The 21,952-nt window shown below is 53.2% G+C and carries 20 protein-coding genes; 13 read left to right on the forward strand and 7 right to left on the reverse strand.

Annotation, left to right across the window (positions count from 1 at the left end):
• Nucleotides 1-64: 64 nt before the first annotated feature.
• Both ACP7IZ_RS08210 and ACP7IZ_RS08215 read right to left on the reverse strand, forming a co-directional pair.
• On the reverse strand, nucleotides 65-1,102 hold the full coding sequence (locus ACP7IZ_RS08210) for an ELM1/GtrOC1 family putative glycosyltransferase (protein ID WP_426848680.1): 1,038 nt from the start codon (nucleotides 1,100-1,102) through the stop codon (nucleotides 65-67).
• On the reverse strand, nucleotides 1,095-2,420 hold the full coding sequence (locus tag ACP7IZ_RS08215) for a lipopolysaccharide biosynthesis protein (RefSeq protein WP_426848681.1): 1,326 nt from the start codon (nucleotides 2,418-2,420) through the stop codon (nucleotides 1,095-1,097). Before ACP7IZ_RS08215 ends, ACP7IZ_RS08210 begins: the two co-directional genes overlap by 8 nt.
• Before the next feature lie 343 nt (nucleotides 2,421-2,763).
• Here ACP7IZ_RS08215 and pqqA point away from each other — a divergent pair, with 343 nt between their 5' ends.
• The 5 genes from pqqA to pqqE all read left to right on the forward strand — a co-directional run bounded on the left by pqqA (nucleotide 2,764) and on the right by pqqE (nucleotide 5,977).
• Nucleotides 2,764-2,844, forward strand: coding sequence for a pyrroloquinoline quinone precursor peptide PqqA (gene pqqA / locus ACP7IZ_RS08220; protein ID WP_014457297.1), 81 nt, complete (start codon nucleotides 2,764-2,766; stop codon nucleotides 2,842-2,844).
• A gap of 88 nt (nucleotides 2,845-2,932) precedes the next feature.
• A complete protein-coding gene (gene pqqB, locus ACP7IZ_RS08225) occupies nucleotides 2,933-3,844 on the forward strand; it encodes a pyrroloquinoline quinone biosynthesis protein PqqB (protein WP_426848682.1) in 912 nt (303 codons plus the stop codon).
• Nucleotides 3,841-4,581, forward strand: a complete 741-nt coding sequence (pqqC, locus tag ACP7IZ_RS08230; protein ID WP_426848683.1) for a pyrroloquinoline-quinone synthase PqqC — start codon at nucleotides 3,841-3,843, stop codon at nucleotides 4,579-4,581. The genes pqqB and pqqC overlap by 4 nt, the downstream gene beginning before the upstream one ends.
• 20 nt (nucleotides 4,582-4,601) lie before the next feature.
• Complete coding sequence (pqqD, locus tag ACP7IZ_RS08235; RefSeq protein ID WP_426848757.1) at nucleotides 4,602-4,877, forward strand: pyrroloquinoline quinone biosynthesis peptide chaperone PqqD; 276 nt, start codon at nucleotides 4,602-4,604, stop codon at nucleotides 4,875-4,877.
• Nucleotides 4,874-5,977 (forward strand): pyrroloquinoline quinone biosynthesis protein PqqE, encoded by a 1,104-nt coding sequence (gene pqqE, locus ACP7IZ_RS08240; protein WP_426848684.1) that lies wholly within the window; start codon nucleotides 4,874-4,876, stop codon nucleotides 5,975-5,977. The genes pqqD and pqqE overlap by 4 nt, the downstream gene beginning before the upstream one ends.
• A gap of 60 nt (nucleotides 5,978-6,037) precedes the next feature.
• Here pqqE and ACP7IZ_RS08245 read toward each other — a convergent pair whose 3' ends face one another.
• Both ACP7IZ_RS08245 and ACP7IZ_RS08250 read right to left on the reverse strand, forming a co-directional pair.
• Complete coding sequence (locus ACP7IZ_RS08245) at nucleotides 6,038-7,051, reverse strand: hypothetical protein (RefSeq protein WP_006115940.1); 1,014 nt, start codon at nucleotides 7,049-7,051, stop codon at nucleotides 6,038-6,040.
• Between the two features lie 140 nt (nucleotides 7,052-7,191).
• Nucleotides 7,192-7,872 carry an ATP-dependent Clp protease proteolytic subunit gene (locus ACP7IZ_RS08250; protein WP_006115939.1) on the reverse strand — a complete coding sequence of 227 codons (681 nt, stop codon included), beginning with the start codon at nucleotides 7,870-7,872 and terminating at the stop codon, nucleotides 7,192-7,194.
• 46 nt (nucleotides 7,873-7,918) lie between these two features.
• Between ACP7IZ_RS08250 and ACP7IZ_RS08255 the strand changes: the two genes are divergently transcribed.
• The 5 genes from ACP7IZ_RS08255 (at nucleotide 7,919) to recJ (ending at nucleotide 14,671) form a co-directional block, all read left to right on the forward strand.
• Entirely contained in the window at nucleotides 7,919-9,088 is a 1,170-nt protein-coding gene (locus ACP7IZ_RS08255; RefSeq protein ID WP_426848686.1) for a hypothetical protein, read from the forward strand.
• A 139-nt stretch (nucleotides 9,089-9,227) separates the two neighbouring features.
• The gene (locus ACP7IZ_RS08260) at nucleotides 9,228-10,460 is read left to right on the forward strand and encodes an LL-diaminopimelate aminotransferase (RefSeq protein ID WP_035353357.1); all 1,233 of its coding nucleotides are present in this window, start codon (nucleotides 9,228-9,230) and stop codon (nucleotides 10,458-10,460) included.
• Nucleotides 10,457-11,770, forward strand: a complete 1,314-nt coding sequence (locus tag ACP7IZ_RS08265) for a homoserine dehydrogenase (protein ID WP_006115936.1) — start codon at nucleotides 10,457-10,459, stop codon at nucleotides 11,768-11,770. The genes ACP7IZ_RS08260 and ACP7IZ_RS08265 overlap by 4 nt, the downstream gene beginning before the upstream one ends.
• 53 nt (nucleotides 11,771-11,823) lie before the next feature.
• Nucleotides 11,824-12,822 (forward strand): class II fructose-bisphosphatase, encoded by a 999-nt coding sequence (gene glpX, locus ACP7IZ_RS08270; RefSeq protein WP_006115935.1) that lies wholly within the window; start codon nucleotides 11,824-11,826, stop codon nucleotides 12,820-12,822.
• A 16-nt stretch (nucleotides 12,823-12,838) separates the two neighbouring features.
• Nucleotides 12,839-14,671 (forward strand): single-stranded-DNA-specific exonuclease RecJ, encoded by a 1,833-nt coding sequence (recJ, locus tag ACP7IZ_RS08275; protein WP_426848758.1) that lies wholly within the window; start codon nucleotides 12,839-12,841, stop codon nucleotides 14,669-14,671.
• Between the two features lie 90 nt (nucleotides 14,672-14,761).
• Here recJ and rpoH read toward each other — a convergent pair whose 3' ends face one another.
• A complete protein-coding gene (gene rpoH / locus ACP7IZ_RS08280; protein ID WP_426848688.1) occupies nucleotides 14,762-15,721 on the reverse strand; it encodes an RNA polymerase sigma factor RpoH in 960 nt (319 codons plus the stop codon).
• Nucleotides 15,722-15,970: 249 nt separating this feature from the next.
• Entirely contained in the window at nucleotides 15,971-16,984 is a 1,014-nt protein-coding gene (locus tag ACP7IZ_RS08285) for an RluA family pseudouridine synthase (RefSeq protein ID WP_426848689.1), read from the reverse strand.
• Between the two features lie 47 nt (nucleotides 16,985-17,031).
• Between ACP7IZ_RS08285 and ACP7IZ_RS08290 the strand changes: the two genes are divergently transcribed.
• Nucleotides 17,032-18,150 (forward strand): FecCD family ABC transporter permease, encoded by a 1,119-nt coding sequence (locus ACP7IZ_RS08290; RefSeq protein WP_426848690.1) that lies wholly within the window; start codon nucleotides 17,032-17,034, stop codon nucleotides 18,148-18,150.
• On the forward strand, nucleotides 18,147-18,959 hold the full coding sequence (locus tag ACP7IZ_RS08295; RefSeq protein WP_426848691.1) for an ABC transporter ATP-binding protein: 813 nt from the start codon (nucleotides 18,147-18,149) through the stop codon (nucleotides 18,957-18,959). Before ACP7IZ_RS08290 ends, ACP7IZ_RS08295 begins: the two co-directional genes overlap by 4 nt.
• A 7-nt stretch (nucleotides 18,960-18,966) precedes the next feature.
• On the opposite strand, the gene ACP7IZ_RS08300 is transcribed toward ACP7IZ_RS08295, so the two are convergent.
• Nucleotides 18,967-20,430: a protein adenylyltransferase SelO gene (locus ACP7IZ_RS08300; RefSeq protein WP_426848692.1), complete on the reverse strand. Its 1,464-nt coding sequence runs from the start codon at nucleotides 20,428-20,430 to the stop codon at nucleotides 18,967-18,969.
• A gap of 279 nt (nucleotides 20,431-20,709) precedes the next feature.
• On the opposite strand from ACP7IZ_RS08300, the gene ACP7IZ_RS08305 reads away from it, so the two are divergent.
• The gene (locus tag ACP7IZ_RS08305) at nucleotides 20,710-21,810 is read left to right on the forward strand and encodes a branched-chain amino acid aminotransferase (RefSeq protein ID WP_035353342.1); all 1,101 of its coding nucleotides are present in this window, start codon (nucleotides 20,710-20,712) and stop codon (nucleotides 21,808-21,810) included.
• Nucleotides 21,811-21,952 lie beyond the last annotated feature (142 nt).

Below are 21,952 nucleotides of genomic sequence, written 5' to 3' on the forward strand. Positions count from 1 at the left end.
CAATGGCAGAAACCATAAACGTGGCAAACATTGCCACACTCCCCAGCATATCTAATGCCGCGGCTTATCTGGCAATAAACAAAGGCAGTTTCATGATGCTCTCATAACATTTTTGCATATCATCATCCCGCCGCAATGCATTTGGCTGCCACATCAATGCCCGAGAAGAAACCTGTGGTGTCACCAAATGGATATAATTCTGCTCGGCCAGAGTGGTATGCCACTTATCAAAGCATGTCCCACTTCCCAACCAACCAGAACGCACGAGCCTGTTGCGGATAGTGTGTAACCCCAGCCAATCTACACTGGCTTGCAACCGCGCCATGAGGCTTTGCTTAGCCCGTAATGGAAACAGCCATACAGGCGCCCCCGTACGGCACGCATCTGCCAACATGGATGCACTATCTCCAGTTACAACAAACCTGCTGGCCTCCTGCAAAAACCTCCGGAAAGGGTTAACGCCTTTTCGGAACATATAAATCTGCATTGGAATGGTTTTGCTTATATCCTCCAGCCAACCTTCAGCCTCTACAGGAGTTCTTGGGCTGGTAAGTACATGCAATGGTTCATGGTGTGCCTGTGCCAGTTTATGGCTGAAACTTAGAAGTTTATATGTATCCTGCTTATCCAGAAAAAACTGCTTTGAGGGCGCACCATACAAAACAACCGTACCGCCATGCCGTGTAGCTGGATTTGCTTGCGGGATAAATCTCTGGCCTTTATCCGCACCATTTAAGGGAAATCTTAAACGCAATACATTGGAAGCTGTCGGATAATCATCCTGCGGCAGAATAATTATCAGATCCAAATCTGCTGCGGGCACATGGCTTGGCCGCCCTAATTGCACAATGGCTGGCGTGTTTTTACAGCGGGTTCGCAACGCCAAGGCAGCCTGCACTGCATTACCAAAAGACAGAATTAACCGAAGGTTTCGAGTATCCGGAATCTGCTCTGGTAAGCTAAAATCTGCCTGAAGTGGAATAATCTGGCACGGCAATCCAAGCATATCCGCCAAAGCCCTGCACTGCGCCATTTCACCGGCACGATGTGTATCCAGTATCCACACCTCACATGTATCAGAAACTGGCGCTGCCTTAGCCATTGCCTCTTCCAAAATCCTGCTTTCGGCTCATCAACAGGTAAGGCACAAGCCGGGTTAGGAAGATTACCAACTCGCCTATTAATGTTGCCAGACCGGCTCCGGTCATCCCTAACCCAGAAGTTAGGAAATACAGCAAGGGCAGTGTTACGCACATTGTAAACAACCGCCCCAGCAAAATCTGATGGGCACGATTAAGAGAAACCAACAAAGGTTCTAGCGGCACATCCCACAAGTCCAGAATGGCAGTTAATGTCATCAGCAGCAGAAGTGTGCGGGTGCCAGACCACGGCACAGTCAGCAGCACATGCAACAGCCAAGGCCCCAACACAAACACAATCGCCAGCACCGCTGCCGAGAACACACCAAGCACTTGCAAGATACGATGCGTTACCTGCCGGATAGATGCCCAGTCTCTCTTATCTTTCAAGGCCACCAGTTCTGGATACAAAGCTGGTGTCATCATCTGGGCCGGGCGCGCCAGACCATCAGAAATCTGCCACGTTACATTATAAATGGCAGCACTCTGCGGGCCAAGAACGGCACCTACAATCATTACCGTTAAGCGCGAAGAAAGCCGCGCAAGCGCCTGATTGATGCTGACAGAAAAAATAAAGCGCCAGATACCCTTGATAGGGCTTACCCACGGCACGCCAAATATACGGAAATTTTGCAACCCATCTGAGCGCAAAAGCAGATACGCGCCCATTCCGTAATTAATAAAAAATGATGCAACAGTTGAGAAATACCAGATCACCAAAAAACTGGTGAAAGACCAGTGCCAAAACAGCCCCGCAAGGCTGCCCACCAAACGGATCAGCCCGCTTCCACTATCTGCCAGCACAGAGAGTTCGTACCGATCCAGCAACCGCATCACGCCCATAGCGCCGCCTGTGTTCATGAACAGAATAACTGTCATGTACCAAAACGGTGTGGCGGAAGACGCATCTCCCCAACCTAAAAGATTTCCGAACCATTCACACAGCAGCAAGGCAACGCCCATACCTGCCACAGCGCCTACGCCATCCAGCAGCATGCAATGGCGTAAGAGCATCTGAAACGGATGCCTGTCTCCCTTACGGTACAAGCTACTGCCGTATTGCAGCAAAGGTTGCCAAGATTGAAACCGCAACCCAGCCGAACAGGAGAGAACAAAAGAATTGATAAGCAGCAGAACACCATAATCCTGCAAGCCCAATGCACGTGCGGAAACTGCTGTGGTTATAAGTGATAGAGCCGCGCAAAACCCACGCCCCCCCAGAATATACCCGGTATTGCGAAAGACACGGACAAACAGCGCCTTAACCTGACTATTCATCATGCGTGCGTCTTACCCCAACTCCGTATCTGGTCACTCATCTGTTTCCTCCCCGGCATAGTGGCCCCGCTGGGCTGAGGCCTTGCCTGTTTGGGCTGCTTTAGAAGACTCCGCCAGCCAAGACAAATCTTGCACACATTTTGTGCTGTTGCGCTGTACAGCCCTTCTTTTATTCACAGTTGCGTGAAAATAGCCCCTCTACGCGCCTCTTTGGGGGGTAGAACCCTTGCGTGATAGCCATTTTTCATCACACTGCAAGGCGCAAAAGCGGCTTTTTCCTGCGGATCTTTATCTGGAGAGCCTGTAGGAATCTGCTCTGTTTCAACTCAATCAAGGAGACAGGCTTATGGCTTGGACTGCACCAAAAGTTACCGAAATTCCGTTGGGCGCTGAAATCAACAGCTACGTTTGCGGCCAGAAGAAATAAGTCGGGGTTTTGCCCAGCTTAGCCGCCAGCCATTACCGGCTTTAACGCCGGTTTTGCACTGGCGGCTTTTTTATTTAGATGTGTTGTTATGCTTGAGATTGTTGTTCTTGGTGCAGGTGCGGGTGGCGGCTTTCCGCAATGGAACTCTAACGCCCCCGCTTGCCGCCGCGCCCGTGCGGGAGACCCCGCAGCCCCTTCCCGCACGCAGGCATCTATTGCCGTAAGTGGAGACGGCCAGCACTGGTATGTGCTCAATGCCTCGCCCGATCTGCGCACCCAGATCAACCAGACACCGGATATGTTCCCGCGTGAAGGGCTACGCTCCACCCCCATTTCTGGCGTTGTGCTTACAAGTGGGGAAATAGACGCCATTACGGGCTTGCTTACCCTGCGCGAGCGGCAGCACTTTAATCTATATGCCACACAACCTGTGCTGGATCAGCTCAACGCAAATCCTATTTTTAATGCGCTAGATCGCACGCTTGTGCCACGCCATGCCATGCAGCCAGAGCACCCTATTTCTTTGGTTCCGGCTGGGTTTAGCATCATGCCTTTTATTGTACCGGGCAAAGTCCCCCTTTACGCAGAAAAGGCCGAAAACCCTGCTGAAATCATGAGTAATGGGGAAAACATTGGGCTGGAAATAACGGATGGCCGCGCCCGAGCCCTGTTTATTCCCGGCTGCGCGATGATGACAGATGCGCTACGCAACCGCATAAATGGCGCAGATGTTGTGTTCTTTGATGGCACGTTGTGGACAGATGATGAAATGATCCGCGCCGGACTAGGCAGCAAAACCGGGCACCGCATGGGCCATATGTCCATTGCCGATGAGCCCGATGGCACCATTGCCGCCTTCCGCCCTTTACATGTGAAACGTAAAATTCTCATCCACATCAATAATTCCAACCCTATTCTTCTGGCCGATTCACCAGAGCGCCGCGCCATAGAGCAAGCAGGATGGGATGTTGCATTTGATGGAATGAAAGTCTCGCTATGACCACCCAACCGCTCACCCCGAATGAACTGGAACAAGCCCTGCGCGCCATAGGCGCAGAACGCTACCACAACCTGCACCCTTTCCATCGCGCATTGCACGACGGCAAACTGAACAAAGGGCAGGTTCAGGCATGGGCGTTGAACAGGTATTACTATCAGGCCAGCATTCCCGCTAAAGATGCCTCTCTCCTCGCACGCCTTCCCACTGCCGAATTGCGGCGTGAATGGCGGAGACGGTTGGAAGACCATGATGGCACAGAACCGGGCTCCGGCGGCGTGGCGCGCTGGCTGAAGCTTACGGATGGCCTGGGGCTAGATCGTGCCTATGTCGAATCACTCGAAGGCCTGCTGCCTGGCACAAAGTTTGCAGTAGAGGCGTATGTGCATTTTGTGCGCGAACGTTCTGTGCTGGAGGCTATTGCTTCCTCCCTGACAGAACTGTTCTCCCCCACCATTATCAGCGAGCGTGTTTCGGGCATGTTGCAGAACTATGCCTTCATTACCGAAGAAACACTGGCTTACTTTAAACCGCGCCTGACACAGGCACCGCAGGATTCTGCTTTTGCGCTTGCTTATGTAAAGGAGCACGCTCGCACGGTGGAGCAACAGCAGAGTGTGCTCAACGCGCTTAAGTTTAAATGCGGCGTGCTGTGGTCCATGCTGGATGCGCTGGATTATGCTTACGTCACGCCCGCTCGTATTCCACCGGGTTCTTTCCGCCCAGAAACTGCAGCATGAGCCAAACACCTGATACTTCCATGATTTCTGAAAGCAGTATCCTCCGATTTGCGCGGGGCACACGCCTGCAATATGACCGCGTGCGGGAAGTATGGTTCATTCAAGCGCCTGAACGCGCCTTTCATGCAGACCCTATCGCGGTTGAAGTGCTGCAACAGATAAATGGCACCCGCAATGTGAGAGATATATTAGATCTGCTCTGCCAAAAATTTTCCGCCCCGCGGGATATTATTGCACGGGATGTGTTGGCCCTTTTGCAGGATCTGACCACCAAGCAGGTGTTGCTGGCAGTATGAGCATGCCTCCCCCTCCCATGAGCCTGCTTGCAGAACTCACGCACCGTTGCCCTTTACAGTGCCCTTACTGTTCCAACCCTTTACAACTGGAACCCCGCACGCAGGAACTCAGCACACAAGACTGGAAACGTGTGCTGAGCGAAGCTGCTGAAATGGGCGTATTGCAAGTTCACTTTTCTGGTGGTGAGCCCATGGCACGGCCAGATCTACCCGAACTTGTCGCCCATGCCGCCAAAGCAGGATTATATAGCAACCTGATTACCTCCGGCGTGCTGCTCAATGCCAAAAACCTACAAGAACTGGCTGATGCTGGGTTAGACCATATCCAACTTTCCTTTCAGGATGCCGAAGCTGAAAGCGCAGACCATATTGCCCATATGAAAGGTGCCCACGCCAAAAAGCTGGAAGCGGCACAACTTATTAAAGCCGAAGGGCTGCCCCTTACACTGAATTTTGTAATCCATCGGAAAAACTGTGAACGTGTGCCAGCTATGCTGGCCTTAGCTGAACAGCTTGGGGCCAGACGCGTAGAAATTGCACATACGCAATATTATGGCTGGGGGCTACTCAACCGTAATGCGTTACTGCCCAGCCGTGCTCAGGTGGAAGAAACAGAAAAAATTGTTGCTGAAGCACGCACCCGTCTCGCTGGCCGCATGAGCATAGATTTTGTAACGCCAGATTATTATGCAGACCGGCCCAAACCCTGCATGGGTGGATGGGGCCAACGCTTTCTAAACGTTTCTCCTGCAGGCAAAGTGCTGCCATGCCATGCGGCAGAGAGCATTCCGGGCGTTCAGATGCCTTCTGTTGCAGAAGGTTCTCTCGCCGATATCTGGGAAAATGCGCCCCTGTTCCGCCTGTTCCGTGGCACAGATTGGATGCCCGAACCATGCCAGTCCTGCGCGTTCAAGGAAGATGATTGGGGCGGATGCCGCTGCCAAGCCTTGGCTCTAGCGGGAGATGCTACGGCGACTGACCCTGTATGCCACCGTGCACCGGACCATGATCTTATTGCCCAAGCTATAACAGAGCGCCCAGAAATGCCCCCGCCTTTCCATTATAGGCGCTATGGCAACGCCAAAGCCTCAAGCAGATAAAAATTTACCCAACCAACCCAAATGAGATAATCGGGCTGGTTGGGATAATTTTAAAACAGATTAAGCGGCTGTTTTACGATTTGCCTTGAAAACACCGCTAGCAAATTCCCAGCATCGCCCAACATCACGAATAACGCGTGCAATGGCAGGCGTGGTTGTTGGGCGCAGCAGGCGTGGATCATAGCCGGAAAAACGCCGGTCATCCTCATCCAGACAAAGCTGCATGAAATCAGGCAGATTGATCTGAATGTTTGTAACTTCCTTGGTGCCAGTTACCGTAAAATTGTTGTCCTGCGTATGTACCTGGCCGTTATCATCCACCGTGCGCACAAGAGACAAGCGCTCGTAGCCAAGGAATGCCCAAACAGCCAGAACCTTCAGTTCAAAGTAAGGCCGACGCCACCAAGGCATAACAGCCCGGTTCCATGCCAACCAGTTGGCAAACAGAAGGATATGGCGGCATTCCTCCTGCATGATAGGTTCAAACGTATCTGTTAGTTCAGGCGGAAAATAGCCAGAACGCTTGGCCAGTTCGAACATGCCAAAGGCAAAAAAACTGTCCGCACATTCGGAAAAACCTGTCACCAGATACGCCCACTCAACATCCTTGGGCTCAACGTAAGGGGGTTCCGGCGCCATAGGGATATCATAGGCTGCCACCATTTTGGACAGCACTTCCTTATGCCGGTTTTCCTCCCACGCATTGCGGGAGATGGCATCCTTCATATCCGGGTCTGTAACCAGATTGGCATAAGCAGCCATGCGCAGGCGGGCCTTGCCTTCTGTCTGCACGGCGATATCCCAGATAGGTAGGGACGTTATCCGCTTGAGCGTTTCCGGGTCCAATTTAGGCCAGTTGATAACGGATGGCCTGTAAGGATTAAACGTCTCGCGGAACATTTCCGCCAAGGCATGCTTATGCGCCTCAGACCCCGGCGTAAGCGGCCCTTTTACGGGGCTTACCCAATGGCGGGCACGATAATCAGCCTCTTCCACTGCGGCCTCATTGGGCGGCGGAGGCAAATCATCCATGCTTTCAGGCAGATGAGAATAGATATCGCTCAGAGAACCCATGTGAGGAACCTGTTTTCTAGGGACCTTGCCTCATACGACACACCCAACCTTTTGGGCAGACATTCTGGCAGATCCAGTAACGCAAACGCGCCTGCCTCGCCCAATCCAAAGTTGGAAATGCGAAGCAGGCGCGATGTGTATTAGTGCAGATCAGATAGCTTTGAAATGATCTTGGTCACTAAGCCGTAATCAATCGCTTCCTTGGCAGACATCCAATAGTTGCGATCCGTATCTTTTGCGACTTTTTCATAGCTATGGCCGGTTTCTTTAGCGAAAATCCGGTTTAGCCGTTCACGCATCTTGATAATTTCACGCGCTTCAATGTCGATATCCGTTGCCGGACCACGCACACCACCCATCGGCTGATGCAGCAAAAAGCGCGTATTGGGTAAGCAGAATCGGCGCTCTTTATGCCCGGCGGCAAAAATCAGCGCACCAGCAGATGCCACCCAGCCTGTGCCAATCATGTTGATCGGGGCAATCGAATCGACAAAGCGGATCATGTCATGGATTGTGTCACCACTTTCCACATGCCCACCGGGAGAGTTAACATAGACATCAATCGGCTGGTCAGATTCACCAGCCAGCGCCAAAAGGCGGCCCGTTACATCGCGGGCGATTTTATCATCAATCCCGCCAAAAATCAGCACTTTCCGCTGCTTGAACAACTTGTGTTCCAGTTCGCCATGCGGGGCGCCGGCTGTTTTTTCTTCTGCCTTCTCCGGGGCTGCCGGAGTTTCCGGTTCGTCATCCATCTTGATGGCGTTACGGGGGAAAATGCCCGTCATTGCTTTCTCCGCATGTTCTGTATCTGTGTACATTCCCTTATCCTGCGCTGCCTAAGGCTGCCTGCCAAGGGGCAATCATGTGCTGTCTCGCCAGCCGGGACGGAAAAGGGTAAGGTGCGCTCTGTCTTACTGTCTGGTTTCCATTAGTCGGAGTATCCGCGCTGCCATGCCGCAACCCTGCTTAGAACACAAGCGGACACCCCGCAGCGCCATAGGTCTAAAACCTGCTGTACGGCTTGGAGTGCTCATGGCCTCTGGTGCGCTTCTTCTTGGCGGATGCAGCCCCCATAAGGATGCCGTTGATGGCACGCTTTCTTGGGTGCAGCATATGCGTGGTGGGGTTATTGCTTCTCAACGGCCCCCGCCGCCCGGTATTTATGATCCCTACCCGCATGTTGGCCTTACTCCCACACAAGCGCCGGAAATGCCCTCCCCCCAAGATCGCGCGCTTGTGACACAAGGGCTGATTCGTGAGCGCAATCTGGCTTACCGGACAGTCGCTGCCAATGGCAGCATTATCCCCAATATTCCGCCTCCGCCGTCTGCTACTGCACAGCCTCCGGCAAAAGCGGCCCCTTCTGCTACGTCTTCTCCCCAGTCAAATGGCGCGGCACAGGATGGCTCTCAACAGGCCAGTCTGCCAGAAGGCGTAAGTGGTGCCATTATGGATGCCGCAGATTCCTCACCAAACCAAAATACGCAAAACGCTGCGTCCCCAACCGGCAAGGCATCTTCCAAGGATAGCCACGCCAACAAGGCGCAGGATAAAACGGCAGAAGCAGAACCAGAAGTTGGCATGCCAGCGGTGCGCCCAAAAGCCGCACAAACAGAAATACCGGCCTCTGATATTCCGCAGATTCCAGATGGCCCTCCCACAGCCCCATCTTTTCCGGGCTTTGATGTGCCTTCCGATGCGCATGTGCCAGATACCATCAAGCCAAACTATGATCTGGTTGATGTAAAAGGCACTTCTTTCCACTTTGTGCCGCAGTCAGATGTGCTGTCCAGCGGGCAGGAAAATACGCTTAGCAAACTCAAAGCGGATCACCCTAATGGGCCATTCTTCATCCGTGGGTTTGGCAATGCCCTTTCATTAAGCGCGCAGGACCAGTCTGATGCTGTAAAACTTGGGATTTTGCGGGCTCAACGTTTGGCAACAGCACTGGTGAATCTTGGCGTGCCTTCCTCCAGCATTCATGTGCGGGGGGATGCCTTTGGCACAGGCGCCAAAGTGGCGACCAGCCCCTGAAACCCACTTACAAAAGTGTCATTCCAGCATTTTGGGCGGTGTGAGGAGTTGCCTGTTCTGCTCTGACGATTACTATGCTTCTTCCCACAAACCTGCGGGGGGTTCCTTGCCCCCTGTTTCTTTAGAGCATTAAAAACCCATGACTGAAGAATTCCATCGCATCCGCCGTCTGCCGCCTTATGTATTTGCCTCGGTAAACCAGGCCAAGGCAGCAGCCCGCGCGCGGGGCGAGGATATTATTGACCTCGGCATGGGTAATCCAGACACCCCCACCCCGCAGCACATTGTTAATAAACTGCTGGAAACGGTGCAGGACCCTCGTACCCACCGTTATTCTGTTAGTCGCGGCATTCCGGGGCTACGCAAGGCTGTTGCTGGATATTATGAACGTCGCTTTCACGTTGGGCTGGACCCGGACAAGGAAGTGATTGTCACACTGGGCTCCAAGGAAGGGCTGGCCAATCTGGCTTCCGCCATTACCAGCCCGGGGGACACCATTTTGGTGCCTAACCCCTCCTACCCCATTCATCAGTTTGGCTTTATTATTGCCGGAGCTTCCATCCGCTCCATTCCGGCAACGCCGGATGAAAACATGCTACGCGCGCTGGAACGGGCTGTACGCCATTCCGTGCCCAAGCCCACCGCGTTGATTGTAAACTTTCCGTCCAACCCAACGGCCTATCTGGCTGATCTGGATTTTTATAAGGAACTGGTTGCTTTCTGCCGCAAGGAAGAAATATGGATTCTGTCTGACCTGGCATATGCTGAAATCTATTTTGGTGATCTTGTGCCACCTTCGATTTTGGCCGTGCCGGGCGCGAAAGATATTGCTGTAGAATTCACATCTCTTTCCAAAACCTATTCCATGGCTGGGTGGCGCGTAGGCTTTGCTGCAGGTAATGAGCGCCTGATTGCAGCACTTACCCGCATCAAATCTTATCTGGATTATGGGGCCTTCACGCCTATTCAGGTAGCTGCTGTAACGGCCCTTAACGGCCCGCAGGACTGTGTGGCTGACTTGCGCGCTCTTTATAAAGACCGGCGCGACGTGCTGATTCGCGGCCTACACGGAGCTGGATGGGATGTTCCTTCTCCAGAAGGTTCCATGTTTGCTTGGGCCCCTATTCCTGAGCCGTTCCGTGAAATGGGCAGTGTTGCCTTTTCCAAACTCCTTCTGGAAGAAGCTGGCGTGGCTGTGGCTCCTGGCCTCGGCTTTGGTGAATATGGTGATGACCATGTTCGTATCGGGCTGGTTGAAAACACCCAGCGCCTGCGCCAGGCCCTGCGTTCCATTCGTGGGTTCCTGTCTGCGCATGGTATCTCGCCATCTTCTTCTTCCTCTACCAAAAAGCCGGAGCCTGTTGCACCGTGACATCCTGTTCCAATTCTTCTCCCCTTCGTCTTGGTATTGCCGGTCTGGGCACGGTTGGCGCTGGCGTTATTCGCCTGCTGCGTATGAATGCAGATTTGCTGAGCGCCCGCGCAGGCCGCAAACTGGAAGTGGTAGCCGTAAGCGCTCGAGACCGCACGCGCGACCGCGGCATAGATGTTTCCACATTACATTGGCATGATAACCCACTGGATCTGGTTTCAGACCCGGATGTGGATGTTGTTGTAGAGTTGATTGGTGGAAGCGAAGGCCCGGCCCGTGCGCTGGTAGAAAAAGCGCTGGCTGCTGGCAAACCTGTTGTAACCGCCAACAAAGCTCTTCTTGCTGTTCACGGGTCCGCCCTTGCCAAGCTTAGTGCAGACAACAACGCTCCCCTGTTGTTTGAAGCAGCCGTAGCAGGCGGCATCCCTGCCATTAAAACAGTGCGAGAAGGGCTGGCCGCAGACAAATTCCTGCATGTTGGCGGCATCCTGAACGGCACGTGCAACTATATTCTTACCGTAATGCGTGAAACGGGTAAGGATTTCGATCTGGTGCTGAAAGATGCACAGGATCTGGGGTATGCAGAAGCCGACCCTTCCACCGATATTGATGGCATAGATGCAGCCCACAAGCTGACAATTCTGGCAGGCTTGGCTTTTGGTCGCCCAGTGGCATTTGATTCCGTGCAGGTAGAAGGCATTCGCCAAATTGGTGCCATTGACTTTGCTTTTGCCCGCACCCTTGGCTACCGCATCAAACTTCTGGGCCTTGCCCGGCTGACAGATGCAGGCCTGCAAGCGCGTGTTGCGCCCTGTCTGCTGCCACACAACGCACCTATTGCGCAGGTGGATGGCGTGTTTAACGCCGTTGTGGCTGAAGGTGAATTTGTTGGCCGCATTATGCTGGAAGGTCGCGGTGCCGGTGCCGGCCCAACAGCCTGTGCTGTAACGGCGGATCTAATTGATATTGCCCGTGGCCACACCATTCCGGTATGGGGCGTGCAGGCCAGTGCAGAACCTGCATTGCGCGCTTGCCCTGCTGGCACTGGAGCCGGCGCTTTCTATCTACGCCTCATGGTAGAAGACCGCCCCGGCGTTATTGCAGACATTACAGCTGTCTTGCGTGATTGCGGTGTTTCCTTGCGCAGCATGCTCCAGCACCCTGCGGAAAATGAGACAACACCGTATGTTCCGCTTGTTCTGGTTACGCATCAGACATCGGAAGCTGCCATGCAGGATGCCATCACCAAAATAGATGCATTGAGCGTGGTGACGGACAGCCCTGTGATGATTCGGATCGAAACAGCCTGATTCTAGCCACCTTTTCCGGTATCATAGACTTTTAAGCAAGGATCCTGTTTCTGATGTCTGATTCCATAGGCCCCTCTCCTTTTGTTGTTTCTGACCGCAATCTGGCGCTTGAGCTGGTGCGTGTAACGGAAGCCGCTGCTCTGGCTTCCGCCCGGTGGACAGGGCGCGGCCGCAAGAACGATGCGGATGGCGCTGCTGTAGAAGCCATGCGCACAGCATTTGATACCGTAGCCATTGATGGCATGGTGGTGATTGGTGAGGGGGAAATGGATGAAGCCCCCATGCTTTATATTGGTGAAAAAGTTGGCTCTGGCGGCCCCGGCATGGATATTGCCGTAGACCCGCTAGAAGGCACCAACCTTTGCGCCAAAGATATGCCAAATGCCATTACCGTGGTGGCACTGGCAGAGCGTGGCAACTTCCTGCATGCGCCAGATATTTATATGGACAAGATTGTGGTTGGCCCCAATCTGCCCGAAGGTGTTGTGGATCTGGATAATTCCATTGAAAACAACCTGAAAAATCTGGCCAAAGCCAAAGGCAAAAGTGTTCAGGACCTTCTGCTCTGCACCCTTGACCGGGAACGGCATGAAGAAATGATTGCCCGCGCCCGTGCTGCCGGTGCGCGTGTGCGCCTGCTGACAGATGGTGACGTGGCTGGCGGAATTGCCGCCTGCCTTGATACCAGTCAGGTTGATATTTATGTAGGCTCTGGCGGTGCACCTGAAGGTGTGCTGACTGCTGCTGCCATTCGCTGCGTAGAAGGGCAAATGCAGGGACGGCTGCTGTTTGAAGATGAAGGACAGCGTGAACGCGCCCGCAAAATGAACCCTGGCAAAGACCCCGATCGCAAGCTGGGCCTGCATGATCTGGCTGCCGGCTCTGTGCTGTTTTCTGCCACGGGCGTAACCACTGGCACGTTGCTGCGTGGTGTTCGGCAGTTGCCGCATCAGGCCATTACGCATTCTCTGGTTATGCGTTCCAAATCAGGAACGGTGCGCTTTATTGAAGGCCACCATAACTTCAAAACCAAAACATGGGCTCCGCAATAAGCAGCTCTGAATTGTGATGCAAAGCAGCACCTTGCAACTTCCCGAACAACCTGAAGAAACTTCCACGCCTGCTGTATTGGGGGTGGAAGCCAGCTTTGTTGGGCGGCGTTGGGTTTGGCGTGCCGGGGCAGAAGATCCTGCCCTGATGCGTCTGGGGGCTGCTTTGGCTCAACAACTGGGTATTCCAGAAATTGTTGGCCGTCTGCTGGCCATGCGCCAGATTACACCAGATCAAGCCCCTCATTTTCTGGAACCCAAGTTGCGGGCACTTATGCCCGATCCTTCCACTCTCACGGATATGGATAAGGCTGCTGCCCGCATGGCAAAAGCTGTCCAGAATCGTGAAGTGATTGGGATTTTTGGTGATTATGACGTAGATGGTGCCTGCGCCTCCGCCATTCTCGCCTCTTTTTTTGAAGAACTCGGCTGCACTGTTCATACCCATATTCCGGACAGAATGACCGAAGGATATGGCCCTAACGTAGCCGCACTGGATAATTTGGTGGCGCAAGGTGCTTCCATATTGATTTGTGTGGATTGCGGCACCGCTTCGGCAGATATTTTGTGTCAGATGACAGACAAAGCCGATGTGATTGTGCTGGACCATCACAAATCGGAAGATGCCCTCCCCCCTATTTTGGCAACGGTTAACCCTAACCGGCCAGACTGCCCTTCTGGTCTGCATCATATTTGCGCAGCAGCCCTTGCCTTTCTTGCCGCTGTTGCCACTACGAGAGATCTGAGGCGTGCAGACTGGTTTACAGCAGACCAGCCTCCGCCCGATCTTATGCGCCAGCTTGATCTGGTGGCTTTGGCAACGGTTTGTGATGTTATGCCACTGCATGGGCTTAACCGTGCGTTTGTAACGCAAGGGCTTAAAATTATGGCCCGCCGCCAACGTACTGGCCTGAATGCTCTTATGGAAATTGCTGGCGTTACCAAAGCGCCAGATGCTTTTTCCTGCGGCTTTGCGTTAGGACCTCGTATTAATGCGGGCGGCCGTATTGCAGAAGCAGCCTTAGGCCTCCGCCTGCTGCGTTGCCCAGATAACTTTGAAGCACGCCAGATGGCCGAACGTCTGGATGCCGTAAACCGCCGTAGGCAAGGTGTTGAAGCCGATATTCTGGATCTTGCCATGCAACAGGCAGAAGCTCAGAAAAAAGCTGGGCACGCCGTTATTATGCTAGCGGGGAAAGATTGGCATCCCGGTGTTGTCGGTATTGTAGCGGGGCGTATTAAGGAGCGGTTCAATCGGCCTGCTCTTGTAGGCGCAGAACAAGAAGATGGCACAATTAAAGGTTCTGGCCGTTCTGTTCCCGGCTTAGATCTTGGCACCGTGATTATTGCAGCCCGCCAAGCAGGCATGTTGAAAACCGGCGGGGGCCATGCCATGGCTGCTGGCTTCTCCCTTACCGCAGATAAGCTGGAAGAATTTCATACTTTTCTGGATACTCGTTTGGCACAGGCTGCCACGCTTCCAGAAAAAGTGCCGCTTACAATAGATGCGGTGGTGGCCATTTCTGGCGCCACGGCTGAATTAGCGCAGGATATGGGCGCTCTTGCGCCGTTTGGTGCCGGAAACCCGGAACCTCTGCTGGCCATACCACGCGTAACAGTTATACGGGCAGACCGCATTGGCCGCGATGGCAATACGCTGCGTCTGCTTTTAAAGGGTGAAAATAACGGCCGGTTGAAAGCGCTTCTGTTCCGCGCGCATGAAAATCCACTCGCGGCCAAACTGGAAGATACAACACGCCCGGCCTTGCATCTTGCCGGGTATCTGCGGGCAGAAAGCTGGAACGGCAGAACAGACGCCACATTTTTCATTCAAGACGCTGCGGCCGCCTGATCGTAAGCGTTCCCTTATACGCTCAAACAAATATAAGCATCTCGGCGTTTCCTGCCTGCATGATCTGCAATTAGGAAACGCCAAAGCTTATTACGTATTCTGGGCGGTTTCTTCGCGCCGGGCCTGAACTTCCTTTTTCATGGCCGCCTGCACTTTTTCAAACGCACGCACTTCAATCTGGCGCACCCGCTCGCGCGAGATACCATATTCGTGCGCCAGTTCTTCTAAGGTTGAAGGATCATCCTTTAACCGGCGTTCCGTGAAAATCCGGCGTTCACGTTCGTTCAGGTTTTCCATGGCGGAAGAAAGCAGCGCTTTCCGGCCAGAAAGTTCCTCATTCTCAGCGTAAACGTCTTCCTGATTGGTGTGATCATCAACCAGCCGATCTTGCCATTCACTATCCTGATCGGCCCGCATGGGTGCATTCAGGCTATGGTCTGGCGCTGCCATGCGGCGGTTCATATCCACCACATCCTGTTCAGAAACACCCAGTGTTGTAGCAATCTTGTTCACCTGCTCTGGCTTCAGATCACCATCATCAATGGCCTGCATCTGCCCTTTCAGGCGGCGCAGATTGAAGAACAGCTTCTTCTGAGCCGCAGTGGTGCCCATTTTCACCAAAGACCAACTATGCAGGATGTATTCCTGAATGGCTGCACGAATCCACCACATGGCATATGTGGCCAAGCGGAACCCTTTTTCTGGATCAAACCGCTTTACGGCCTGCATCATGCCGATATTGCCTTCGCTAATCAGTTCATTGATCGGCAGGCCATAACCACGGTAACCCATGGCAATTTTTGCAACCAAACGCAGATGAGATGTTACAAGCTGATGCGCGGCTTTAACGTCTCCTTTATCGCGCCACAGACGTGAAAGGCTGAGTTCCTCTTCTGGTGTGAGGAGAGGATATTTGCGGATTTCCTGAAGGTACCTTGAAAGATTGTTTTCAGGCCCAACATTGATAACGGAAGATACCATGTGCTGACTACTCCCCTGAACTGGAAACTCCCTTGAATGCTTTGGGTTCCCGTAACGCCCGCAATGCATTCATAAAAAGAGGCAAGATCCAGTCATGCGATGGACAGATGTCTTAACCCTCAATTCCTCTGCCCTCCGTATGAGCGGCAAACTGAAAAGAGGCTCTCCCACCAGTTCGGCTACGGTTTCCAATGCCTAGTGGGTGCAACAGGGTGCGCTGGAAAAAGCACATGTGTCAAGAATTCTAAGATGCATGGCAGAAGACAGCCATATTTCTGGACCTGTGCGGTCCTGTTTCCCGTTTCCGAATCGAAAAACCTATTCCTGATCAGCCTTCAAGCTGCGTTCCAGTGCCTGCATATCTTCCGGCATAGGGGTTTCAAACAGCAATTTTTCACCCGTTCTGGGGTGTATAAACCCCAACCGCGCGGCATGAAGGGCTTGGCGCGGGAAGTCCAGAGCAGCAGCACGGGCCGCAGAAGGCAGCACACGCGAAGCTGCGGGAATCCGACGCAGATACAGCGGGTCGCCTATCAAAGGGTGTCCGTTCGCAGAAAAATGCACACGGATCTGGTGCGTGCGCCCTGTTGCCAACTTGCAGGCCACAAGGGCAGTCCCCGTGCCAAAAGCCTGCAACGTGCGGTAATGTGTGAGCGCCCATTTTCCGCCTTTGGGGGTAAGCGCCATGCGCTTGCGGTCTCGCTTATCGCGCCCGATTGCCCCTTCAAAATCTCCCTCCGCCGGATTGGGCAGCCCCCAGCAAAAAGCCAAGTAGGCACGGTCTATCCGACGAGCGGCAAAATCTTCTGACAAGGCTTGATGTGCCATCTCTGTTTTAGCTGCCACCATAACGCCAGAGGTATCTTTATCCAGCCGATGCACAATACCCGGGCGGCGTTCTCCCCCAATACCTTTCAGGCTTTCACCACAATGGGCAATCAGGCCATTAACCAGCGTGCCTGTCTCATTCCCCGGCGCAGGATGCACCACAAGGCCGGCGGGCTTATCCAGCACAATCAGATCATCATCTTCATACAAAACGGTAAAAGAAATATCCTCTCCTTGCGGCACTGCGGGGGCTGCAGGCGGAATGGTCAATTCCACTTTCATGCCAGCACGAGCTATGGCTGCCGGTTCTCTTACACACACGCCATCACACTTAAGGTGCCCTTCTTCAATCAGGCTTTTAATGCGTGAGCGTGAAAGCGTTTCCATTATAGCTGCCAGAAAACGGTCAATCCGTTCTCCTGCCTGCTCTGGCGTTACTGTAAAGGAGAAGGATGTTTCCTTTACGGGCAAAGATGGATCATAACCATTTTGCATTATAACCATCTGTGCCAACACCTATCCGTTTTTCGAGTTTCATGCAGAAGGAAAAGATGAAAACGCACAAAGCCTTTTCCACTGCACACCGTCAAGCACAGGATACTATGCCGGGCCTCAAGAGCACGCTGCCAGACCTTACTGCTGTGCAGGTTACATATCGTACCAGCATCTATAAACGGCTGTTTATCCTTGGTTGTCTGGCTGTGGGGGTTGTACTTTCACTTGGTGCCAATTTTCTGGTTGGGCCTGCTCATCTCTCTCCAACCCTCTTTTTGCATACACTGTTCAATTCAGCGTCTGTACCGCAGCAAACTGCCATTATTGTATGGCAAATTCGTATGCCTTATGCCCTCATGGCCGCCTGCATAGGTGGCGCTCTGGGCCTGGCAGGTGCAGAAATGCAGACAGTTCTAGCCAATCCATTAGCCAGCCCATTTACATTAGGCGTTTCCGCTGCCGGAGCGTTTGGAGCTTCTTTAGCTATTGTTTTACAATGGCACATTACAGGCGTGCCCGATAACTGGCTGGTAGCAGGGTGTGCCTTTGTGTTCTCGGTTTTCTCCGTTTTTGCATTGGATATGCTAACACGCTTCCGACAAGCCGATACCAGCACGGTTATTCTTTGTGGGGTTGCGCTTGTTTTTTCGTTTCAGGCGCTTGTTGCTCTTATGCAATTTGTTGCCAGTGAAGATACGTTGCAAGATCTGGTTTTCTGGACACTCGGCAGCCTCAGCCGCGCTACATGGGGCTCTTTGGCTTTATTGGCTGGCAGTCTGGTTCTTATTTTCCCACTCTCTTTGCGCTCTGCTGGAGGGCTGACTCTTTTAAGAATGGGAGAAGATCGCGCCGCCAGTCTTGGGGTGGATGTTCCAAGACTGCGCCGAGCAACCCTTTTACGTATCAGTCTTTTATGCGCTCTTTCCGTTGCTTTTGTGGGCGTTATCGGATTTGTGGGATTAGTTGCCCCACATATTGCACGCAGACTGGTGGAAGAAGATCATCATTTCAGCCTACCCGGCAGCTTACTCACTGGCGCGCTTATTTTGTCTGTTTCTTCTTTGGTTGCGCGTATTTTGGTGCCAGGCATTGTGGTGCCTCTTGGTATTATTACCTCACTGGTGGGCATTCCATTTTTTCTGGCCATTATCCTTAAACAGCGGCCAATGGTATGACAGCAGGCAAATATTCCTCTGGCCTGATAGCACAAAATCTCACCGTCCATTATGGACGCAATACGGTGCTGGATGATCTGACAACGCCCAGTTTTCCACATGGGCGTATCTGTGCCCTGCTGGGGCCAAATGGCAGCGGCAAATCCACCTTGTTACGGGCCATGAGTGGCCTATTACCTGCTCAAGGCACTATTACGCTGGATGGTCTTCAGCTTACCTGCATGCGTTTGCCTGAGCGTTCCCAACACTGCCTGTATCTTCCGCAAGCCCTGCCCGCACCTGTTAATATCACTGCGCTAGAAGCTATGCTGGCGGCAAAACGTGTTATGCCCAACAAGCAAGCGCAACGTTTTGCTGATGCCCCGAATGAGGAAGATATTAAGGTCTCCCTAAGCCTTCTGGAGCAATTTAGTATTGCCCATCTGGCATTGCGAAAATTGAATGAGCTTTCCGGCGGTCAACGTCAGCTCATTGGTCTGGCTCAGGCTCTTGGTCGCCAACCGCAGGCCTTGTTGCTGGATGAACCACTTAGCGCGCTGGATCTGCATTATCAGTATGCTGTTACAAAACTACTCACGCAGATCACGCGTGCAAACAACCTTGTTACAGTGATGGTGCTACATGATCTGAATATCGCGTTAAACTTGTGCGATCTGGTTTGTGTGCTGCACGAAGGCCGTATTATTGCCTCTGGCCCTCCGGCGGAGGTTTTAACTCCGGCACTGTTGCGCACTGTGTACCGCGTAGAAGCACGCATTGAAACCACAGCCGATAATCACCGCTTTATCGTGATTACCGGTTGCGTATAAGCGGCGATTACGTGCCACAGAATGTGTATCTTACGCGCTCTTCAGGCTGGGGCGGTTGCGCATACCGCGCCATATCTGCCTGCTCTGTATAAGGTGATGCGGTAAGGCGCAGCATTTCCTCAAACAGCGTGTCATCATCATTGTTCACAGCGGCGCTGATCATGGACTCTATCAGATGGTTGCGCGGGATATAACACGGGTTTACGCGGCGCATATTTTCCGCCCGTATAGCTGGCGCCTCTTCCACTTCCTGCGTTAAGCGCTGCCGCCATTGGTGTAGCCAAGGCTGCATACCTTCCAACGTATCGGGCACGTACTCACCCGCTATCACACGCTCATCACTCAAACTGCGGAAGGTATTGGTGAAATCAGCCTGATGCTCCTGCATCTGAGCAAACAAAGCATGGAAGAATGTTTCATCCTCGGCTTGCTGCGTTTTTAAACCAAGTTTTGCACGCAATCCCGCAAAATATGCGCCATGAAACAGTCCACCAAATTGCTCAAGCGCCTGCCCAGCCAAGGCAACACCTTCATCTTCATCCTCAGAAAGAAGTGGCAACAAGGCTTCCGCCAAGCGCGTAAGATTCCACAAGGCGATTGTTGGCTGATTGGTAAAGGCGTAACGCCCGCGCTCATCAATAAAACTGAACACGGTATTGGGGTCATACTGATCCATAAAAGCGCAGGGACCATAATCTATGGTTTCCCCTGATACGGCCATATTGTCCGTATTCATTACACCATGAATAAACCCAACCAGCATCCACTGCGCGATAAGCTTGGCTTGGGCCGCAATAACCTGCTGAAGAAACTCCAGATACGGCGCTGGGCCTTGTGCTACCTGCGGGTAATGCCGGGCAATGGCAAAGTCCGCCAAAATCCGCAGCCCTGCCAGATCCTGCCGCGATGCAAAATACTGAAACGTGCCAACCCGGATATGGCTGGAAGCCACACGTGCCAGAACAGCCCCAGGCAACATGGTTTCACGTAAAACAGCCATACCTGTTTTTACGGCAGCCAGTGCACGGGTTGTGGGAATACCCAAGGCGTGCATGGCCTCACTGACCACATATTCACGCAACACAGGCCCCAGCACAGCGCGGCCATCCCCCCTGCGTGAAAACGGTGTAGGGCCAGAACCTTTAAGCTGCACTTCCCACACATGGCCCTGAGCGTCCTGCACATCCCCCAACAACAGGGCGCGCCCATCCCCCAAATGCGGATTAAAGCTGCCAAACTGATGCCCCGCATACGCCGTGGAAAGTGGATCCACACCTTCTGGCATTGCACTGCCAGATAACATAGCCACGCCCTGTGGGCTGGCCAGCCATTGTGCATCCAGCCCAAGTTGTTCTGCCAAGGCGTAATTCAACCGGATCAGCTTGGGATCTGGCGCAGGAGAAAGAGGCGCGCTGGCATAAAACCGCTCTGGCAATGCCGCATAGCTTTGTTGGAAAGGAACTGGTGCCATAACGCATTTCTCCGGAAAAAGACGGAAGTGCCCCCGTGGCCCGATAACAGCCTACCTTGCCGAAAACAGCCACCCATTCCGCCAGATGCAAAACCGCCCCACGGGGCATGCCTGTCTGGCTCTCTGGCACATAAAGCATGAACATGATAGGAAAAGCCCCATCAAGCCTGCCAACTCAGACCTAGATATAAGAACGTCTGAAAGCAAAAAAAGAACCGAGGCAACGGAGCCGCCAGACTATCTGGTTCAGACCCCAGCGCCGTGGAGACAGCAGAACCCATGACCACCGAATCTGACACCGCCTTCAAGATTACCCGCAAAACAGACATTACCCCCGCAGCAGAGCGGGAAGCCATGCTGGCCAATCCGGGTTTTGGCCGCGTTTTTACCGACCACATGGCTGTTGTCACCTATACGGAAGGTAAGGGTTGGCATTCTGCTGAAATCCTGCCCCGCCAGCCGTTGATGCTGGACCCTGCGGCATCCGTATTGCACTACGCGCAGGAAATTTTTGAAGGCATGAAGGCCTATCGCACTCCAGATGGCAGCGTGCAGCTTTTCCGCCCAGATGCAAATGCCCGCCGCTTCCGCCATTCTGCCGAACGTATGGCTATGGCGCAGGTGCCTGAAGAACTTTTTCTGGAAGCCGTCACCCAGCTTGTAAAACTGGATAAGGACTGGGTGCCCAAGCCAGAAGTCGGCACGCTGTATATCCGCCCCTTCATGATTGCCACGGAAGCCGCCTTGGGCGTGAAGCCGGCATCTGAATTCAAGTTTATTGTGATTGCCTGTGCCGCGGGCGAATATTTCTCCAAGGACGCCGGTCCGGTTTCCGTATGGGTGGAAGAACGCACTGTTCGTGCCTCCCGCGGGGGAACGGGTACGGCCAAGTGTGGTGGCAACTATGCCGCCAGCCTAACGGCCCAGATGGAAGGCAAGGAACATGGCTGCCATCAGGTTCTGTTCCTTGATGCGCAGGAACGCCGCTGGCTGGAAGAAATGGGCGGCATGAACGTGATGATGGTGTTTGAAGATGGCACCCTGCAAACACCTCCGCTGGATAGCGGCACCATTCTGCACGGCATTACGCGCGATTCCCTTCTCACCTTGGCGCGTGATCGTGGCCTTAAGGTAAAAGAAGAACGCTATGCTATTGATCAGCTTTATGGTGATGCCGATTCCGGCAAGCTGAAAGAAGTGTTTGCCTGTGGCACAGCCGCTGTTGTGACACCCATTGGCACCTTCAAAAGCACAGAAGGCGGCTGCACCATTGGTAACGGCCAGACAGGTGAAGTCACCAGCAGCCTACGTAAAGCTTTGTGCGATATCCAGTTTGGCCGCGCAGCAGACCCGCATGGCTGGGTTAAAAAAATTGGCTAATTTGCAGGTGTCTTTCCTGTAAACATATCCCCTATACCCCGGCCTTCGCCGGGGTATTTGTCTGTTACGGGCCTTAACACCCTCCAGAAAGCCTGGTGCCCAGTGCTGGACATCAAAACCCAAGGGGCATATCCAAACCCTA

This window comes from Acetobacter sp. AAB5 (assembly GCF_050106715.1).
Taxonomy (GTDB): Bacteria; Pseudomonadota; Alphaproteobacteria; order Acetobacterales; family Acetobacteraceae; genus Acetobacter; species Acetobacter oryzifermentans.